This window comes from Brevundimonas sp. BR2-1 (assembly GCF_037626195.1).
Lineage (GTDB): Bacteria > Pseudomonadota > Alphaproteobacteria > Caulobacterales > Caulobacteraceae > Brevundimonas.
Genome location: NZ_JARKMV010000001.1, coordinates 1,670,049 through 1,689,251 on the forward strand (window position 1 = coordinate 1,670,049; position 19,203 = coordinate 1,689,251).

Consider the following 19,203-nt stretch of genomic DNA (forward strand, 5'->3'; position numbering starts at 1 on the left):
CTTTCCGCACGCCCCGCGGGGCGTAGGCTTGAGGTCATGAGCGATCGCGACCCAGCTGGACCGACGCCGACCGTCTCGCGCGTTCTGCCCGACGGGCGGCTCGTCGAACTGCTCCATGATCCGGAAAAGCGCGCCACGGCCCTGGCCGTCGGCGGGCCGGACGGCGCGGGCGCCGTGCACGACGCCCTCGATCTCGCCGGCGGCGAACGGCTGATCCCTTATGCGGCCGACAACAATCTGATCGCCACCGGCTGCATCCTGCTGCCGTCCGAGGTCGGGGTCTTCACGACTCAGGCGGATCTGGTGTCCCGCATCCAGGCCTTCCTGCATCGCTATGTCGATCTGTCGCCGGCGTTCGAGGCGATCGCCGCCCACTATGTGCTGTTGAGTTGGGTCCATGACGCCTTCAGCGAACTGCCGTATCTGCGGCTGAGGGGCGACTACGGCACCGGCAAGACCCGGGCCCTGATCGCCATCGGGTCGCTGTGCTACAAGCCCTTCTTCGCGTCCGGCGCCTCGACCGTGTCGCCGATCTTCCATGTTCTGGACGCCTTCGGCGGCGCCCTGGTGCTCGACGAGGCCGACTTCCGCTTCTCCGACGCCACCGCGCCGCTGAGCAAGATCCTCAATAACGGCAATGTCGCGGGCTTGCCGGTGCTCAGGACCATGACCAACCGGCACAAGGAGCTCAATCCGCGCGCCTTTCGGGTCTTCGGTCCCAAGCTGGTGGCCATGCGCCACAGCTTCGGCGACCGGGCCCTGGAGAGCCGCTTCCTGACCGAGGAGACAGGGCAGCGGCCGTTGCGCCCCGACATCCCCATCCAGCTGCCGCCTGAACTGCATCTCGAGGCCCGGGCGCTGCGCAATTCGCTGCTGGCCTGGCGGTTCGCCCGCCGCGCCATGGTACGCAGCGACCCCAGCCGCCAGGCGCCGGGCGTCGAGCCGCGGCTCAACCAGACCGCCCTGTCGCTGTTGTCGCTGATGGAGGACGAAGGGCTGCGCGCACAGGTGCACGCCGAACTGGCCCGCGAGCAGGCGCGGCTGAACGACGAACGGGCGGCCTCTCCCGAGGGCGGGCTGGTGCAGGTCCTCGTCGATCTGTTCGCCGACCCTGCACGGGGCCGCGTCGCGGTCTCGGCCGTGGCCGAGGCCTTCAACCGGGACAACCCGGGCGCTCCGCCGGTCAGCGCCCGATGGGTCGGCGGCCAGCTGCGCGATCGCCTGAAGCTGACGACGACCAAGTCGAACGGCGTCTTCGTCCTGCCGCAGAGCGAGCGCGCGAGGGTCGAGGCGCTCGCCCGCCGCTACGGCGTCCCGCTCCGCCGCGCCGTCTGACGCCGGCGACCTCGCCGGGGTCGCGGCCTCCGGGCGCGCCGGTCTCTGGGGATCGCAAACGGCCGCCTACGCGACCGCCGCCGTCCGGGGAATTCTGTGGAGACGATCCGATCGCGGATCACACCCTAACCGCTTCCACCTATGTCTCATCGCAACTACCTGTGCCTGCACCGCAAACGCTGGGCCCTGTCCCAGCGCGAACTGGCCCTGCTGCTCGGCCAGGCCTCGCGCAGCGTGGTCTCCCGGCTCGAGCTCGGCCTCGGCCGGCCGAGCCTGCCGTTCGCGATCCGCTGCGAAGCGGTGTTCGGCGTCCGCGTCGCCGAACTGTTTCCCGAGCTGTTCGAAGAGAACCACGACCAGGTCATGCGGCAGGCGGCGGATCTGGACCGGCGCCTGCGCGGCCGCACCGACGCCGGTTCCGCCCGCAAACGCGCGCTGCTGCTCGAGATCGTCGGGCGCATGCCTAACCCCGACATCCGATGAGGGGCCTTCGTCCGCCGGGTCTGGTCATGGGCATCCACCCAACGTCCCGCGGCTTCGGCTGGGTGGTGTTCGAGGACGGTCTGCGGCCGGTCGACTGGGGCCTGGCGGCGGCGCAGGGCGACAAGAACGCCGTCTGTCTCCGGCGCCTGGAACGCCTGCTGGACCGGTTCCGCCCGGAGGTCCTGGTGCTGGAAGCATCCGATCCCCAACGCAGCCGGCGGGCGCGCCGCATCGCCCAGCTGTGCGCCGCCGTTACCGGAGCGGCCGACGCGCGCGGGGTGGAGACCGCCGTCTACAGCCGCGCCGACGTCCGGGCCGCCTTCACCGAGGTCCGGGCGGTCACCCGCCGCCAGATCGCCGAGGCCGTGGCCCGGCATATGGAGGCCTTCCGTCACCGCCTGCCCAAGCCGCGCCGGCCGTGGGAAAGCGAGGACGCCGGCGGGGCGCTGTTCGCCGCCGCCGCGGTGGTGACGACCCATGTCCGGCAGGGCGGATGACGCTCTGGAGTCCAGAGAACGTTGGTTGCCAAAACTAAACCCAAGGTATAGTCAAGCTACTTTAAGACGCATCCGTCGGCGATGATCTTCGCATCAGGACGGACAGGGGGGCGGACATGAAACTGCTGTTGCGGCGCGACCAGCGTTCGGGGCTTCTCGGCAAGATGATCTTCACGCTCGACGTGCGGGCCCAGCTGTCCGACGAGGAAAAGGAACACATCCGCAAATACAAGCTCTCGGACACCCAGCTCTACGCCAGCCACGAGATCACCGGCGGGAGCGGCCTGATGGGGGTCGCTTCGCGGCTGGCCTACAAGACCCTGACCCTGACCGTCTCGATCAAGGATCTTGAGGCGGGCAAGCGGATCGAGGCCAGGGACGTCGTGGAGCTCCTCGCCATCGAAGAGCATATCCGCCAGGCGGCCGCGACCTTCAAACAGGTGCTCGACGCGGCGTCGCATTTCGGCGGCGAAGAAGTCGTCGCGCTCTAGCGCGTGTTTCGCACCTCGGATTTCACCCAGTGGCTCGGCGGCGGAACGCGCAGTCGCGAGCTCGACGAAACCCGGGCCAAGTGGAACGAGGTCGAAGCCCTCTGGCGGGGGTCCCCCCTCGCCACCACCCCGCTCGACGACCTGTCGATCGAGGTCATGAAGCGGGTCTTCCAGGCCTGCGACCGCCTTCCGGCGCTGCCCATCCTCATCGCGTGCTCCGACGTGGTCGAGCAGCTCCTGCGCGCCGAGGACGTCGCCGCCCTCAAGGCCGACTGGGCCGTCATCGACGGCGACATGTCGGCCGCCGTTGAAGTTCGGAAGCTCCTGGTCCGCCGCCGCCGATGGTCCGCGGATTTCGATCGCCTGTTCGGGGTCCTGGGCGACCGGCTGGTGACCGGCTTCGTCGCCCTCTTCCGGGTTCTGCCCGAGAGCTGCTTCACGCCCTGGGACACCGAACGGGGCGATGCGCTGGGCGTGCCGCTGGTCGAGCTTCTGGAGCGGCCGGCCGAGTGGGTGGAGAATTTCGTCCTGTTGCCGACGACGGACGAAACGCTGCGGCTCGATCTCTTCGACAAGCTCCGTCAGCAACTGACGCGGAACATGGTGATGGCGTCCGGCTTCGCGCCGGATGTCGACCCGCACGAGGTGGCGTCCCGGCTCGTCATTCCCACGCGCCTGAAAGGGCGGACGCCGTCCGAACTGGTGACCGACTACCTCGAGTTCACCCCTTTTTCCGACCTGTTCGAGCTGCCGGTGCCGTTCCGAGTCCCCCCGGAGATGCGGTTCGAGCACTGCCACATCATCGGCGGCACCGGCCATGGCAAGACCCAGCTGCTGCAGCGCCTGATTCACGACGACCTGGTCGCCGCCGTCGAGGATGGCCGCTCCGTGGTGGTGATCGACAGCCAGGGCGACCTGATCAACAAGCTGTTGCGGCTGGAGCTGTTTTCCCCCGACGCCGAGAACAGCCTCGCCGACCGGCTGGTGCTGATCGATCCGTCCGACATCGAGTTTCCGGCCGCGCTCAACCTGTTCGACGCCCACCTCGACCGCGCCGAAACCTATTCCGCCCTCGACCGGGAGCGGGTCCTCAACGGGGTGGTCGAACTCTACGAGACCTTCTTCGGAGCCATGCTCGGCGCCGAGCTGACGCAGAAGCAGGGGGTGGTCTTCCGCTATCTGGCGCGGCTGATGATCACCATACCCGGTGCCACCATCCACACCCTGATGCAGATCATGGAGGACGGCGCGCCGTTCAAACCCCATATGGGCCGGCTCCAGGGCTCGGCGCGGCATTTCTTCGCCACGGAGTTCTTCACGCCCGCCTTCGCCGCCACCAAGAAGCAGATCCTGCGCCGCCTGTGGGGCGTGCTGTCGACGCCGGCCTTCGAGCGGATGTTCACCCAGGCCGAGAACAAGCTCGATCTCTACGCCGCCATGAACGAGGGGAAGATCATCCTCGTCTCGACCGCCAAGGATCTGCTGAAGCAGGACGGCAGCGCCCTGCTCGGCCGCTTCTTCATCGCCATGATCGCCCAGGCCGCCCTGGAGCGGTCGGTGATCCCGGCCGAGGACCGGACGCCGACCTTCGTCTATGTCGACGAGGCCCAGGAATATTTCGGGGACGATGTCGAAACCATCCTCAACCAGGCCCGCAAATACCGGGTCGGCCTGACCCTCGCGCACCAGACCCTCGACCAGTTGTCGCCGCGGCTGCGCGCGGCCCTTCACGCCAACACCTCGCTGAAATTCGCCGGCGGCGTCTCGTCCAGGGACGCCCGCGCCTTCGCCGACGAGCTGCACACCACCAGCGGCTTCATCGAGGGCATGCGCCGCCGCCGCGACCGGACGGAGTTCGCCGCCTGGCTCAAGAACATGACGCCCTCGGCCGTGCGGCTGACGACCCCGCTCGGCTATCTCGAACGCCAGCCCACCTCCGACGGCGAGGCCTTCGCCCGGCTGCTCGAACAGAACCGCGCGCGCTACGCCGGCGCGCCCGCCGCCTTCGAACCGCCCGGGCCGGACGACTGGACGGAACCGCCGTCGGCTCCCCGTGCCCCGCCGCCGCCGGTCGCGCCCAAGGCGGCGGGACCGGCCCCTGACCAGCCGTCCCCGGCTCCCGCGCCGCCGCCGCCGCCGCCGCAGCGGGCGCCTTCGCCGCGCGCCGAACCGGGCAAGGGGGGTGCGCAGCACCGCTACCTTCAGGCCCTGATCAAGGAGCTGGGTCAGCAGCAGGGGTTCCGCGCCAGCGTCGAGGCGCAGATCGCCGCCGGTCAGGTGGATGTGCTGCTCGAGCGCGACGGCCTGCGCGTGGCGTTCGAGGTTTCCGTCACCACGCCGACTGGCCAGGAACAGGCCAATGTGCGCAAATGCCTGGACGCCGGATTCGAACAGGTGGCCCTTGTGGCGGCCAAATCGCGCGCCGTCGGCCCCCGGTTCCGCGAGGCGGTGCTGCAGAGTCTGCCGGTCGAGGACCGCGCTAGAGTGGCGTTTCTTACCCCCGAGGAGTTGCCCGACTATATCGCGGCCCTCGCGGCGGCGCCCGACGCCGACGACAACATCGTCCACGGCTACCGCGTGAAGGTCCGCCGGGTGGGCGTGTCGGCGGAGGAGACGAAGTCGCGTCGCGACGCCGTGGCCCGCATCGTGGCCCGCTCCCTCTCACGGGATGTCTGAACGGGCGGCGGTCGGGTCAGGATCGGTCGTCCAGACTTGTGAGTTCCCGGCGAAAGACGGTCATCTCGTCCACCGCTTCCAGGGCACCCTGGTTCAGCCACGCGGCCAGTTCGAACCAGTTGCCCGCCGACACCCTGAGCCGGGTTTCCTCGTCGGCCGCGTCCCGCGCCGCGATAGCGAGGCGTTTGACGAAGGCCGAGATCTCCGCGAGGGCCGCGGCGCGGCCGGTGAGTAGGCCCAGCCGGTATCCGGCGTCATCCTGATCCGAGTCCACATACGGCTCCAAGGTTGTCGGACCGCCGCCGTTCGGCGCGCGGCGTCCCTGCATAAACGGGTTTTGCGGCGGGGCCATCCGCGCCGGCCGCCGTTTCCAGGAGAGGGCGGCGCCTGGCCGAGGTTCGCCACGCGAGAAGCCGCACGAGAGAAAAGCCGTCCCGCAGCCGTTAACCAATGGACGAACGGGCTCTTTCGGGCCTTAGTTGCCTCAGGGAGGCTTCATGTCGGTCAGGCTCACAGAGCGCCAGGAAGAGTGTCTGCGGCTGTCCGTCACCATGACGGACAAGGAGATCGCGCGGGCGTTGGGCATCTCCGTCAACACCGTCGACAAACATATCCGGGAGGCCACGCGCCGCCTGGGCGTGTCGCGGCGCAAGGAGGCCCTGCGGGTCCTGGGGGCGAATCCGCCATACGCTTCTCGGGCCATTTCCGAACCGGGGGCCGGTCGCTTGGATGGCGGCGTCGATGCGGACCTGTCCGTTGAACCTCCCGCCGCGACCCCGGCCGACCCAAGCCTCTACGGGCTTTACCGTCGGCTCGGGGCGTGGCGGACCCCGCCCCGGTCGTTCAAGGTGCGAACCTTGGCCGTTTTTGGATGGATGGCGTTCGGGGCCATTGTGTTGATCACCGTCGTCGGGCTGATCGGCATGGTGTTCGGGGTTGCGGACGGGTTCGCGCCGACGCGAGCGAACCCTTAACCCGAGGAAGTCCCATGCGTCCTGCCCCCACCTCGTCCGCCCATGAATTCGCCAGCGGCGTCGCCCTGGATCTCCGGGAGACTGAACATCTTCTCGACGCCGCCAGCGCCCGCCTCGCGGATATGCTGGCCAGCGCCTTCCACACCCGCGGCGCCGCCAACCTCGGCGCGGCCGCGGGTCAGAAAGCCTTCAACGCGGCGGCCAAGGCGCTGCACACCCTGACCGCCGCCCGCGGCGAACTGGTCGAGGCGCACGGCCACGCCGAACGGGACGCGCGCCGGATGGGCCTCAACTACAGCCTGCTGATCCCCGGAGAATCCAAGCCCGAGGGGGACGAAACCGCCCCGGCGACCCCGACAGGCCGCCTCGCCGCGGTCTGATCGAGGCATGTCCCCGGCGACGATCGCGATCATCGGCCTCACCCTGCTGGGCGTCTTCGCGCTCTGGCGTTTCGGCGCCTGGGAGGAGCGGCTGGTCGGCGCCATGGTGGCCGCCCTTCTGGTGCTGGTTCACCTGGTCGAACCGATCCAGATCGGCGGTTGGCGGGCGGGAGTCGCCGGGCTCGAACTGCTGTTTCTGATCGCCGTCTGGGCCCTGGTCTATCACCGGGACCGCTGGTGGCTGACGGCCCTGACGGGCTTCCAGCTGGTTTCGGTCCTGACCCACGTCACCACGCTCGTGGCGCCGCATCACTTCATCTGGACCGCCGTCACGGTCCGGCTCGGGGTCTGGCTGCTCATCTGCGTCACCTTTTTCGCCGGCGCCTGGGAAGCCTGGGCCGATCGGCGCTTTGCCCGGGAGGGGCGAACCCATGAACCATTCCACCCTCAACCCCTGGACGTTTGAAACCGCCAGCGCCTTCTGGACCGCCTGGAGCAACAAGGATGTCGAGGCCGCGGGCGTCGGCGACCAGTTCCAGGCCGCCGAGCAGTCGCTGCTCAGCCATGAGGCCCGGACCCTGGAGGAGGCCGCCATGCAGTTGTCCGTGGTGATCGACGCCATGATCGGCGGCGGCCGCTCCGACGGGCTGGACATCGACGTCGTGCGCCGCGCCCAGGCGCTGATGCGCGAGGTCGGACGGCTGGTCGCGCTCGAACCGCTGGCCCGCTCCGGGTCGGACCTGAGCCTCGCCGGCGCCCGCTAGGCGGCCGACGCCGGCTCGCAGCCCGGGGCTGCGGGCCGGGTGAAGGCCGGAGGCGATCGGGTCCGACGGCGGCGGCGGCTGTTCCACGCCTTGCCGTTCGAGGGAGAATCCGGCCATGATTCGCGGCTGGAGATCCTGATGCCTCGAGCCATCCCCGTCGCCGATCCGATCGACATCTACATCGGCCAGCGCCTGCGCGCCGAACGGCTCGCCCGCAAGATGTCGCAGACCGATCTCGGCGAAGCGCTGAATGTGAGTTTCCAGCAGATCCAGAAATACGAGCGCGGCGACAACCGGGTCTCGGCCTCCATGCTGACGCGGGCCGCCGAGGCGCTCGACCTGTCCGTCACCGAATTCTTTCCGCCCGAGAAGATGTCGGACGCGACGGCGCGCCGGATCGAGATCGGCGCCCTGCGCGGCGGCGCCGCCCTGACCAGCTATTTCGCGGCGATGACGCCGGCCCGCCGCCAGATCCTGATCCAGGTGGCTCGGGAGCTCGCGCAGGATTCGGCCTCGCCCGACCCGGCGTAGGCTCCCGCCCCCCCCCGCCGGCCGTCTTTCACGCCGTCCCCGCCCCATAGCGACCCGGCCCGACGGCGCGCCCCGGCGCGCCGTGCGCTTCCATGCGTCTGAACGCACGGAACGGCGGTCGCCGAACTGCTAATTTGACGGGCAAAAATTAACTCACTAAACCTGAACGCGAGTGGAGCGCCGCGACCCTGCGTCGATCCCCGGGGGGAGACTGCCCATGAGCGCCTTCAGCGATGCTCTGGTTCGCGGCCCCTGGTATCTGCAGGCCGCCGGCGGCGGCTATCTCTCCGCCTCGACCCAGGCCGATCCCACCGGCGCCCCCTATGTTTCGACGGCGGCCTTGCGCGGTTCCGCCTCCCAGTTCGCCTTCACCATCTCCTCCGTGCCGACGCCGTCCACCGTTCAGGCGACCCTGACCGAGGTGGGGACCGGGCGCGTGGCGACCATCGACGCCCAGGGCGCGCTCGTGCTGGGACCGCCCGCGACGACCGGCGCGGTCTTCACGGCGTCCCAGCGCCGCTCCGCCATCCTCAGCCTGCAATGGACCGCCGGCGCGGCGGGGGCCAACAACGTGGTCTACGCCCCCGCGCAGAACCAGTTCGCGACCGGCGCGGGCGCGGCGACGTCCCTGCTCCTCGCCATCAATCCGCCGGCCGGATCGCAGTTGTGGTCGCGGCAGATGGGGGCCGCCGTCGTGGGGGCCCCGGCCACTTTCGGCGGCTCTCAGGTGGTCAGCGGCTCGACGCCGTTCCTGACCTGTTTCGAAGCCTTCACCGGGCGGCTGTTGTGGGAGTATGGCGACACGATCCAGGGCACCAGCCCCGCCGTCGTCAACTGGAGCGCCCGGGCGGCCGTCGCGGGGGCGGGGAGCACGGTCTACGCCGTGTCGGTCGACACGGCCCAGCCGCTGTGGACCTTCGCCGCCTCGAGCGCCGTCTACGCCCGGCCGCGCGCCGCCGCCGGCCAGATCTTCGTCTCGGCCTCCTATGGCGTCCTGCACGCCCTCGCCGCCGACACCGGCGTCCAGCAGTGGCGCTTTCCGGCCTCGGGGGCCCTGGGCGGCCTCTATACGACCGCCGCCCTGTCCGGCGACCAGGTCGTGTTCGGCGCCTGGGACGGCTCGGTCTACGCCGTCGACATCAACACCGGCGTCCAGGCCTGGAGCTATCCGGCCGGGGACAAGGTCAATGGCGTGGTCCTGGCGACCGATCAGGCGATCTTTTTCGGCAATGACTCGGGGGCCGTAGTCGCCCTCAACCCCGCGACCGGGGCGGAGCTGTGGGTGGCCGCGACGGACGGCATCATCCAGTCGCGGCCGGCGCTCTCCGGCGGCCAGCTGATCGTCGCCACCGCCCTCGGCTCGATCTACGCCTTCGACGCGGTCTCGGGGGCCCAGGCCTGGACGATCAACGTCGGGGCGCCGGTCGTCACAGACATCGCGGTGAGCGACGGCGTCGCCTATTTCACCACGACCGTCGGCCAGGTCTGCGCGGTCACCCTGACCGGAGGGGCGACGCCGCCGACCTGGGCCTGCGTCAATCTCGGGGCGACCAGCGCGGGCTCTGTGAACGCCTTCTCGGGCGCGGTGAACGCCGCGACCACGTCCGGCCTGGTGGTCTCCACCGCCTTCGGCCTGCGCAGCGACATCAATCCTCTCGACCTGCAGATGCTGCTGCAGGCGTCCGATCTGGCCAATCGGGTGACGCCGGCGGTCGCGCCGCCCTTGCCGCCCGGCTGGACCCTGGCCGGCGTCTCCACGGCCTCGAACACCCTCGCCTACGCCACGGCCCTGGTGTTCACGGCCCGCCGGCCGTCGGACGACGGCCTGGTGACGGTGGTCGCCTTCGGGGTCCAGTCGACGCCCTTCCTGAACAACTACGATCCCGCCTCGGCCGCCCTGACGCCGCTTCCCGCCGTCATCGGCGGGTCGGCCGTCCCGGCGACCGTCACGGTCACCGACAGCGTGCTCGACAACTATCTGACGATGCGTTCGGCGGTCCTGGCCCTGGTCGCGCCCAGCGCGAGCGTCAGCGTCATGGTCACGGGCCAGGGCCAGGGCGGGGCGCTGGCGGCCCTCGCGGCCGTCGACTACGCCATCCCCAAGTCGGACACGCCCACGCTCGGGCATCTGACCAATGTGACCTTCGGCGCGCCCCCGCCGGGGAACGCCGCCTTCGCCACCCTCTACGCCGGCGCCGTGTCGTCGTCGGCCCGGGTCGTGGTCGCGGGCGACACCACCCTGACCTCGCTCGCCGCCGGCTGGGTGCAGACGGCCGGCTCCCTCACCTTGGGGCAGGGCTTCCCCAGTATCGCCGGGCCCGGCTCGGTCGGCCTCTACGCGCAAGCGCTGCTGGGGCGCGTCTAGCCATGGGCCTGCGCCGGTCGCAACGCAAAGTTCAAGGAGGCCGCCGTGTCCTATGATCCGGTGCTTGCCCTGCAGTTGGCCGTCTATGCGGACGACGCCTATTACGCCTATCGGGACGACGCCTTCTTCGCCCAGGGTTACCAGAGCCTGACGGGGCTATGGCGTCAGAACCAGGACCGGCAGGCCTGGCTGACGGCCAACAACTACCAGCTCATCGTCAATCCGCAGGGGACGACGCCCGACGCCAAATATTTCGGGATCGTGGCCAGCACGGCCGACTCGGTGATCGTCGCCTTCCGCGGCACCGACACCCTGGGCGACATCGCCATCGACGCCCTGGGCGGCGGCGTCAGCCCGGACAGCAATCTGCGCATTTCGTTTCCGTTCGAAGCCTGGACGGTGGCCGGTTCGACGCCCTGGCTGCACAAGAATTTCCTCGACACCTACAACGGCTTCCAGGCCTCGGTCCGCCAGACGGTCAAGGCCCTGTTCGACGCCAATCCGGCGCTGACCAAGCTGTATGTGACCGGCCACAGCCTCGGCGCGGGCCTCGGCTCGATCTGCGCCCTCGACCTGGCGACCTCGATCTGCGTGACGGACAGCAAGGTGCCCAAGCCGCGCCTCTACACCTTCGCCTCGCCGCTGGCGGGGGACCAGACCTTCGCCAATCTCGTCGCGGCCAATACGATCGAATGCTACCGCATCAACCAGAGCAACGACTGGGTCACGGGCGTGCCGACCCAGGGCTGGACGCCGGCCTGGCTGACCTGGTGGTACGGCGGCAAGGTCGGGCCGGAGCCGACCAAATTCGCCCCCTTCGTCCATGCCGGCACCAGCGTGCCGGTGAGCACGACCGCCTATTTCCCGTGGTCGCACACGATGAGCAACTACTACGGCGGCTGCGTCCAGCTGAAGCCCTATGTCAGCAATCCCGAGCTGCATCCGGCCGATCCGGTGACCCAGCTGGTGGTGCGGATCAAGACCGCCAACAAGCTCGGCGCCGGCACCGACAACGACGTCTACGTCGGTCTGATGGGGGTGGTCTGGGGTCCGCTCGACAAGCCGGGCGAGAATGATTTCGAGGCGGGCTCGGTCGGCGTCTACGACCTGTTCGCCATGTTCCCCAACCTCAAGCCCGTCGCGCCCATCTGCGCCGACATCAACGCGCTGAGCCTGATCCTCGGCGACGGCGTCTTCTATTTCTCGGTCTGGAACATGGCCTGGGATCCGGAGTGGGTCGAGATCGACGTCAACGGCAAGGTCCTCACGTCAGTGGCCCTGACCGGCACGCTGACCTGGTCGACCAGCCGCACCTTCACCACCGCCATCACCGTGCAATGAGGAAGCCCGAATGACCGATGTCTCCGTCAGCGTCGTCGCCATGCTCGATGTCTCGGGCAGCATGTGGCAGGCCATGCCCATGGTCATCATCGACGGCAAGGCCTTCATCCGCAGCGCGCGCCCCGCCGACCAGATCGCGGTGGTCAAGTTCCAGAGCAACGCGTCGATGGTCTATCCGGCCAACCAGGCGCTCGTCACCGTCGACGGGCAGATGACGGTCACCGCGGCGGCGGCCGCGGCCATCGCCACCCTGACATCCGGTGGGAGCACCGACATGGGCGACGCGGTGAACATGGCCGCGGCCATGATGGCCGGCGCGACCAACGCCACAAAGGCCTATATGCTACTCAGCGACGGAGACTGGAATGTTGGTCCCAACCCCAATACCGTGATGCCTGCGGACGTGCCGGTCTTCATCTGCGGCCTGGGCAGCGGCATGAGCCAGTCCTACGTCTCCGGCATGCTGTCCAAGAACGCCAACAGCCGCTACATCGCCTCGCCCAACGCCTATCAGATGATGCAGGTGTTCAACTCGATCCGCGGGCTGGCGGCCCAGGCCGCCGTCCCGACGAACGTCATCCAGGCCTATTCCGGCACCGACTATTCCCTGACCCCGGTGACCATCGCCGGCACCTCCGACGAGGTGCAGTTCTCGGTCGTCTGGTCGGACGCCAGCATCAGCTATACGTCGGGGCAACCCGACGCCAATCACGTCAATCTGGTCCTCATCGATCCGTCGGGCCACTCGACGCCCTATCAGCCCGTCATCGCTGATCCGGGCTACGCCATCTTCGCCCTCAACGCTCCGCAGACGGGCGTCTGGCAGATCCTCACCCAGTACGCCGTTGCCAATCCGCTCACCGGCACCCACGCCGGCTTCGAATACGACACTGTGCTGCACCTGGATCTGAAGACCCCGACGATGGTGAGCCAGGGCAGCGGATTCACCATCCGCGCGGACCTCACCGACGCGGGGGCGCCGATCGAGAACGCGGCGGTGTCGGCGCGGGTCACCAGGCCGCAGTTCGAACTTCCGGCGATGCTGGCCCGGCATCGCGAGGCCATCGCCCGCCACCAGGACGCCAACCCGGACCACAGCCCCCACGCGGCCCTCAAGGCGGTGCTCGAGCAGACCGCGCCGGGCGTCGAGCATTTCCCGTACGCTTCGACCTACGTCCCCCTCGTCCAGGCCGAAGACGGATCGTATCAGGCCGAGGTCGGCGCGACCGAGACGTCAGGCGCCTACAACGTCGAGGTCATCGCCAAGGGCGCGTCGACCAAGTCCAAGACGATCTTTTCGCGCACGGGACGCTCGACCGTTCTATCGGAAGCCCCGGAGACCTAGTCCGCGCCTCGACCGTCGATACGCCTCGGCGAATAAATTGTGACGAAGCTTCACTGTGGATTGACTCATTCTCCCAGCGCGGGAACGGTGCAACTGCAGGGGGAGCTCAATCCATGAAAATTCTCGGGCCCGTTTTTGGCGCCGCCGTCCTCATCATGCCGGGCGCGAGCCTGGCCCAGGTCACGCAGTCGTACAGCTACGACGCCAACGGTCGCCTGACCGGCGTGGTCACCACAGGCGCGGCGGGCACCAATACGGCGGCCTACGCCTATGACGCGGCGAACAACCGGACTTCGCGCAGCCAGACCGGAACGACGGCCTGGGCGGCGATCTCCCGGCTCCCGGCGAATCAGTTCCTCCAGCCGGACGAGGCGCTGGTCTCCCCGGATGGCCGCTACAGCTTCGCGCTGCGGGCGTCAGGCCAACTGGAGCTCTGGTCCGGCGAGGCGCTGGCCATCTCCGACTCCCGGGCTCTCGTCGCGGCCTTCAGCCTCACTGATGATGGCCAAGCGAAATTCCTACCGTCGCTTCCCGCTGCGATCCCTCCGGCCCGCGCTTGGGTTTCGCTGCGCGACGATGGCCGGCTGGCCCTGCTAGACGAGACCGGCGACGAGGTCTGGCGATCCATCAATGCGACCGTGCAGGAGGCCGGACAATGAGTCGCGTCACCCTCAAAACCTGGCTGTTCGCCGCCACCTCCGGCATCGCCTTGGCGGCGGGGGCCGCCCAAGCTCAAACGACACCCATCCCACCCGAACACTATACGCTCGACGCGCGGGGCGTGGACTTGGTGAGCGGCCAATGGATGCCGATCTCGGGCGGCGTTTCCATCGGCCCGGCAGACACTGGGCTGAGCTACAGTCGAGTTCTGCTCGACAACGGCTATTGGTGGGATCGTGCCTTCGGCGGTATCGCGAGCTGCGGGATCGGCGTGGATTGCGTCGTCACCGTAGACGGTGGCGCGGAGGTCTTCTCGTCGCCCAGCGCAATGGTCTTCACGCCGAAGGAAAACACTGGCTCTACGCTGGTCTACAATTCCTCCAACGGCCAGTTCACCTACACCCGCGGCGACGGGACGGTCTATCTGATGGAGCGTAAAAACACCCCTTCGCTCGGGGACGGCGTCGTCACGCAACGGACCTCGCCGAACGGGCTTAAAACCACCTACAACTATCACACGGAAAGTGGCACCACCTGCTCTGAGCCTGACCCGGAACTCGGAGGGCGTCCAATCTGCCGCCCCTGGACGATCGGCCGTCTGCAGTCCTACCAGACCAACACCGGCTACATGGTCCACTACGACTACGCGGCGAATATCGATCCCGCCAACGACCAAGGCTGGTTACAGGTCACAAAGGCCACAGCGCTGAACCTGGCTGTCGACTATTGCGCGCCGACGGCGACGACCTGCACCTACAGCCGTACATGGCCAAGCGTGACGTTCTCGACGGCCGCTCCGGCGGCAGGCGTCACCGATAATATAATCACGGATCAGAACGGCTTTGCGACCCGCTATCGCGCCTCCGTAGCGCCATCGGGGGCCCAGCAGACGGACGTTCTGCTTGGGACCGACCCCGACCCGGTGGTCACTGTTGTATTTCCGTTCGGGACGGACCCGCTTTCGGTGACCGACGCCTCGGGGCAGTGGAACTATGCGATCGCTGATGCGGGCGCGATCCGGACGATGGCCGCCACCGGTCCACTGGGCCAAAGTCTGACAGTCCTAACCGACCTCACGGTAGGTCGGCCCAGCTCGGCCACCCAGGTGACGTCCGTTTCGCCAGCGGCCAGCCAGACGCATAGCTGGACCTACACCCCGGGCGGGCGGGTCGCCACCGCGACGGGACCAGAGGGTCAGACCTCCAGCTACGTCTATGACGTGCGGGGAAACATCACCCAGATTACTCACGCTCCGAAGACCGGCGGAACCGAAGCGGCCCTGGTCATCAGTGCGGCCTATCCGTCGACTTGCACCAATCCGGTGACCTGCAATCTGCCGACCTCGACCACGGACGCGGCGGGTTACGTCACCAACTACACGTGGGACGCCGTCCATGGCGGGCCGTTGACGATCACAGCGCCCGCGCCGACCTCCGGCGCCGCCCGACCTCAGACGCGCTACACCTATGCGGCGCAGACGGCCTACTACAAAAACAGCAGCGGCGTGATCGTCGCGGCGCCGTCGGCGGTCACCTTGCCGACCCAAGTCTCGGCCTGCACCACGGGGACTAGTTGCATCGGCGGGGCGAACGAAGTGCGGACGACGTTAGCCTATGGTTCGACCGGCGTGGCCAACAACCTGAGGCCGACCATCATCAGCCAAGGGTCCGGCGCCAATCCTGCCATGGCGGTCACGACCTTGACCTATACGCCGGACGGCGATGTTGCGACGATCGACGGACCGGTGTCTGGTTCAGGCGACACAACCAAGTACCGCTACGACGGGCGGCGCCGGGTTGTCGGCGTGGTCGGTCCAGATCCGGACGGGGGCGGGGCAGGCCTGAACCGCGCCCAGCGCCTGACTTACAACGACTGGAGTCAGGTGACCCTCAGAGAGACGGGTACGACGCCCGGCTATACGGACGCGAACTGGGCCAGCTTCAACCCGCTGGTTCGCAGCGCCGCTGTCTACGACGCTCGGGGCCGCCAGTTGCTGGTCAGCCAACAATCGGGAGCCGGAACGACGATCGGGGTGCGGCAGGTGTCCTACGACGCCGCTGGACGGCCGGAATGTACGACCGTGCGCATGAACCCCTCGGCTTGGGGTGCGCTGCCGGCCTCGGCCTGCACGCCAACGGCGGCTGGAAGCCACGGACCTGACCGGATCACGCTGGCGACCTATGATGTCGCGGGGCGGCACTTGAGCACAACCACGGCTTATGGCCTGGTCGGCGCCGCCACCACCAGCGTGACCTATACGGCCAATGGGAAGATCGCCTCGATGACCGACGGCAACGGCAACGTCTCGATCCAAGATTACGATGGGTTCGATCGTCCCAGCACGCTGCGCTATCCGAACAACACGGGCGGTGGAACCTCGACGACGGACTATGAGGCGGTAACCTACGACCTCTATGGCCGGATGGTGACCAGCCGCAACCGAGCGGGGCAGGTCACCACGCTGACATTGGACAACCTCGGCCGCGTTACAGTCGCGGACGCGCCGGGCAGCACGATGGATCTGGCCTATACCTACGATAACCTGGGCCGAGTGCTGACCTCGACCGGAAACAGCCAGACCTTGACTAATGTCTGGAATCCGCTGTCGCAACTGGCGTCCGAGACTGGCCCGAGGGGCGCGATGAGCTACCAGTATGACGCCCATGGCGCGATGACCCGGATCACTTGGCCTGACGCCTTCTATGCCCAATACGACCGCGACCTGTCCGGCGCGGTGACGGCGATCCGTGAGAACGGCGCCGCTTCGGGGGCGGGGGTGTTGGCGACCTATGTCTACAATAACCTCGGCCAGCCGACGGGGATCACGCGGGGCAATGGGACGGCCACGGCTTACGTCTATGACGCGGCGGGCAGGATGACGGAGCTGAGCCACAATATGGCAGGGTCCTCCTATGACGTGGTGTTTGGTTACGCTTGGAACCCGGCCGGGCAGGTCGCCAGCCGCACCGTGTCGAACGCGGCCTATGTCTATGCCCCGGCGACGGGCTTGACGAGCTACGACAACGACGGCCTGAACCAAGTGACCTCGGCGGGCGGGCTCGCCGTAACCTATGACGGCAACCACAACATCACCGCCGCCCTGGGTGCGAGCTATGCCTATGACGGTGCCAACCGGCTGACGACGGCGACGATCGGGGGGACGGGATACGTATTCGGCTACGACCCTGGAGGGCGCCTGTACTCCAGCGGCGGTCAGCGCTTCCAGTACGTCGGCGTGCACCTCGTCGGCGAGTACGACAGCTCCGGCGTAATGACGACGCGCCACGTGCCTGGTCCAGGCCTCGACAAGCCGGTGGCGAGCTACTTCGGCGGTGCGCGGGTCCAGCAGATCGCCGACGAGCGTGATTCGGTCTTGGGAGTGGCGGACTCCGGCGGAGCGGTGACTATCAACCGTTATGACGAGTATGGCGTGCCCCGCGCCGCCAACCGTTTCCAGTATACCGGCCAAGCTTGGATGGCGCCGGGGCTCTACAACTACCGTGCCCGGGCCTACGCGCCCGAGTTGGGCCGGTTCCTGCAGCCCGACCCGATCGGGTATGCAGCCGGATCGAACTTGTATGGGTATGTCTGGGGGGATCCCGTAAACTTCAATGATCCCTTGGGCCTCAGTGGCAGAAAGACATACCCTGATGCAGCCGCCTGCATAGCCGATGGCGGTATTCCAACCGGGGAGCGAGACCCAGAGACAAATAAGCTGATATGCGAGACGGGCATCATCATGCAAATGCAAATTCTAAGGTTTGGAGATTTTGACCCGTTCGGTTCAGGCGGATTCGACCTTTGGGGCGACATGATAATTTCAGGTCTGATGGGGGGAAACGCTGCGCCTGTTAACTGCGCCGCGGGGAACCGCGCTGGTGGAATCGCGTATGCAACCGGAGTGGGCGGCGGAATTAACGGAGCGATGGGCAGCCTGGCGGAAGCACGCGCAGGAAGCGCCGGTGCTAACGCATTCCTGCCACTAAGTTTGGCGCTCATGTCGGCCAATTCGTTGGCGACCATGCAACAAAGCATTGAGCGTGGACAGAGCGCCGATGTGCGGTGGATGAACACACTGGCGCCGATAGGGGGTGGCTATCTCGGCGCAGGGATAGGTGGTGTTCTCGGCGGGGTTGGGGGTATTGAGACAGGACCGGGGGCGCTATTCACGGCAGCAGCACTTATGATCGCTGGTGCCTCCACAGGCGAGGGGGTGGGTACGCTCGCGGCCGAAGGCTATGCGGGACTGAGAGGGCAGGGGTGCAAATGATCCCGCGGCAACGTTTCGACTACAGATGGCAGTTTATAGTCCCAAATTATCTTGGAATACTGATATTAACTTGGCTCACATTGTGGGCTCCCTTTCCAACTACGTACTTCGGATTTCTTAAACACGAGCCCGGAATTTACGTAATGTACGCTTGTGGGGCGGTGTTGATTTTCGCCCTAGCATGGCGGCTGCCCGCTTTCATAAGATCGCTATTTAGAATTCCGGCGATAGAATTTGACGGTGAAGCTATCCTTGTCAGAGGATGGACAGACAAAACCTTCAACGTCAGACCAGAGGATAAAGTTGTGTTCCGAATTGACGACGCAAGGGGAGTGGTCACCATCAGTTCGATAAACAACAATTCAGCCACCATATACTTAAAGCAGATCGATGGTCCGCGCTCCCTGATTTCATTTTTGGATAGTGTACTGGTTAGGAGTTAATCAGCCGCGCTATTTACGAATTCGAGTTGCTGGTAGATGTTCTTATTTTATAGATCGGAAGCGGAGTTTCGGCCGCCAGATCTTCGTGAGGCGTTGGCGTGAGCGAAAGCGCCAAGCAATCCATTGCCTTTGAGGCGCTGAGATTTGGGCCGACCGTCCGAAGTCTCCAGCCCAAATCAAATATGTGGTCACGTTTGGGACTGCCTGCCTACTGCGGGTCAGGGCGGATGAGGTAAGTCACAGCTAGCCCAATGTCGGGCTTGGCAGGCGGAGACTTCTCCGCTCTATGATGACGCGTAAGGATTGTGTGGGGGGCGTGCATGACGAAGTTTTCAAGGGCACCCGTCTGGGGCGCCCTGACAGCATGGGTAACTGCGCAACCCACAGTGGCTCACGCGCAGACCGGTCTAGCGGATCCGCAAGGCTCCGGCCCCATCGTCTCCGCCGTTCATTGGCTTCAGGGCACCCTGCTGGGCACCGTCGCCACTGTCCTCGCGGTGATCGCCGTCGCCTGTGTGGGCCTGCTGATGCTGACCGGCCGTATCAATTGGCGATACGGAGCCGTGGTTATCCTGGGTTGTTTCATCCTCTTCGGCGCGGTGAGCATCGTGGCCGGCATCCGGTCGACCGCCGCGTTCACGGGCTGAC

Annotated in this window: 17 protein-coding genes; 16 read left to right on the forward strand and 1 reads right to left on the reverse strand. The window is 67.2% G+C overall.

What is annotated here, in order from left to right:
* Positions 1 to 36 precede the first annotated feature (36 nt).
* The 5 genes from BrevBR_RS08365 to BrevBR_RS08385 all read left to right on the forward strand — a co-directional run bounded on the left by BrevBR_RS08365 (position 37) and on the right by BrevBR_RS08385 (position 5,482).
* Positions 37 to 1,335 (forward strand): hypothetical protein, encoded by a 1,299-nt coding sequence (locus tag BrevBR_RS08365; RefSeq protein ID WP_340000597.1) that lies wholly within the window; start codon positions 37 to 39, stop codon positions 1,333 to 1,335.
* A gap of 141 nt (positions 1,336 to 1,476) precedes the next feature.
* Positions 1,477 to 1,818: a helix-turn-helix transcriptional regulator gene (locus BrevBR_RS08370; RefSeq protein WP_340000598.1), complete on the forward strand. Its 342-nt coding sequence runs from the start codon at positions 1,477 to 1,479 to the stop codon at positions 1,816 to 1,818.
* Positions 1,815 to 2,315 (forward strand): hypothetical protein, encoded by a 501-nt coding sequence (locus BrevBR_RS08375; protein WP_340000599.1) that lies wholly within the window; start codon positions 1,815 to 1,817, stop codon positions 2,313 to 2,315. The genes BrevBR_RS08370 and BrevBR_RS08375 overlap by 4 nt, the downstream gene beginning before the upstream one ends.
* A 116-nt stretch (positions 2,316 to 2,431) precedes the next feature.
* A complete protein-coding gene (locus BrevBR_RS08380; protein WP_340000600.1) occupies positions 2,432 to 2,806 on the forward strand; it encodes a hypothetical protein in 375 nt (124 codons plus the stop codon).
* A 3-nt stretch (positions 2,807 to 2,809) separates the two neighbouring features.
* A complete protein-coding gene (locus BrevBR_RS08385) occupies positions 2,810 to 5,482 on the forward strand; it encodes a type IV secretory system conjugative DNA transfer family protein (protein WP_340000601.1) in 2,673 nt (890 codons plus the stop codon).
* Between the two features lie 16 nt (positions 5,483 to 5,498).
* Here BrevBR_RS08385 and BrevBR_RS08390 read toward each other — a convergent pair whose 3' ends face one another.
* Positions 5,499 to 5,756 (reverse strand): hypothetical protein, encoded by a 258-nt coding sequence (locus BrevBR_RS08390; protein ID WP_340000602.1) that lies wholly within the window; start codon positions 5,754 to 5,756, stop codon positions 5,499 to 5,501.
* 223 nt (positions 5,757 to 5,979) lie between these two features.
* On the opposite strand from BrevBR_RS08390, the gene BrevBR_RS08395 reads away from it, so the two are divergent.
* From BrevBR_RS08395 to BrevBR_RS08445, 11 genes are all read left to right on the forward strand, one after another.
* The gene (locus BrevBR_RS08395) at positions 5,980 to 6,456 is read left to right on the forward strand and encodes a helix-turn-helix domain-containing protein (RefSeq protein ID WP_340000603.1); all 477 of its coding nucleotides are present in this window, start codon (positions 5,980 to 5,982) and stop codon (positions 6,454 to 6,456) included.
* Between the two features lie 14 nt (positions 6,457 to 6,470).
* Positions 6,471 to 6,836: a hypothetical protein gene (locus BrevBR_RS08400; RefSeq protein WP_340000604.1), complete on the forward strand. Its 366-nt coding sequence runs from the start codon at positions 6,471 to 6,473 to the stop codon at positions 6,834 to 6,836.
* A 7-nt stretch (positions 6,837 to 6,843) separates the two neighbouring features.
* Positions 6,844 to 7,302: a hypothetical protein gene (locus tag BrevBR_RS08405; protein ID WP_340000605.1), complete on the forward strand. Its 459-nt coding sequence runs from the start codon at positions 6,844 to 6,846 to the stop codon at positions 7,300 to 7,302.
* A complete protein-coding gene (locus BrevBR_RS08410; protein ID WP_340000606.1) occupies positions 7,268 to 7,600 on the forward strand; it encodes a hypothetical protein in 333 nt (110 codons plus the stop codon). Before BrevBR_RS08405 ends, BrevBR_RS08410 begins: the two co-directional genes overlap by 35 nt.
* Positions 7,601 to 7,738: 138 nt before the next feature.
* On the forward strand, positions 7,739 to 8,131 hold the full coding sequence (locus tag BrevBR_RS08415) for a helix-turn-helix domain-containing protein (protein ID WP_340000607.1): 393 nt from the start codon (positions 7,739 to 7,741) through the stop codon (positions 8,129 to 8,131).
* Positions 8,132 to 8,348: 217 nt separating this feature from the next.
* Complete coding sequence (locus tag BrevBR_RS08420; RefSeq protein ID WP_340000608.1) at positions 8,349 to 10,496, forward strand: outer membrane protein assembly factor BamB family protein; 2,148 nt, start codon at positions 8,349 to 8,351, stop codon at positions 10,494 to 10,496.
* Positions 10,497 to 10,541: 45 nt separating this feature from the next.
* On the forward strand, positions 10,542 to 11,837 hold the full coding sequence (locus BrevBR_RS08425; protein WP_340000609.1) for a lipase family protein: 1,296 nt from the start codon (positions 10,542 to 10,544) through the stop codon (positions 11,835 to 11,837).
* Between the two features lie 10 nt (positions 11,838 to 11,847).
* Positions 11,848 to 13,182, forward strand: coding sequence for a VWA domain-containing protein (locus BrevBR_RS08430; protein WP_340000610.1), 1,335 nt, complete (start codon positions 11,848 to 11,850; stop codon positions 13,180 to 13,182).
* 113 nt (positions 13,183 to 13,295) lie between these two features.
* Positions 13,296 to 13,841: a hypothetical protein gene (locus BrevBR_RS08435; RefSeq protein ID WP_340000611.1), complete on the forward strand. Its 546-nt coding sequence runs from the start codon at positions 13,296 to 13,298 to the stop codon at positions 13,839 to 13,841.
* Positions 13,838 to 18,112, forward strand: coding sequence for an RHS repeat domain-containing protein (locus BrevBR_RS08440; RefSeq protein WP_340000612.1), 4,275 nt, complete (start codon positions 13,838 to 13,840; stop codon positions 18,110 to 18,112). Before BrevBR_RS08435 ends, BrevBR_RS08440 begins: the two co-directional genes overlap by 4 nt.
* A gap of 763 nt (positions 18,113 to 18,875) precedes the next feature.
* Entirely contained in the window at positions 18,876 to 19,202 is a 327-nt protein-coding gene (locus tag BrevBR_RS08445) for a TrbC/VirB2 family protein (RefSeq protein WP_340000613.1), read from the forward strand.
* Position 19,203 lies beyond the last annotated feature (1 nt).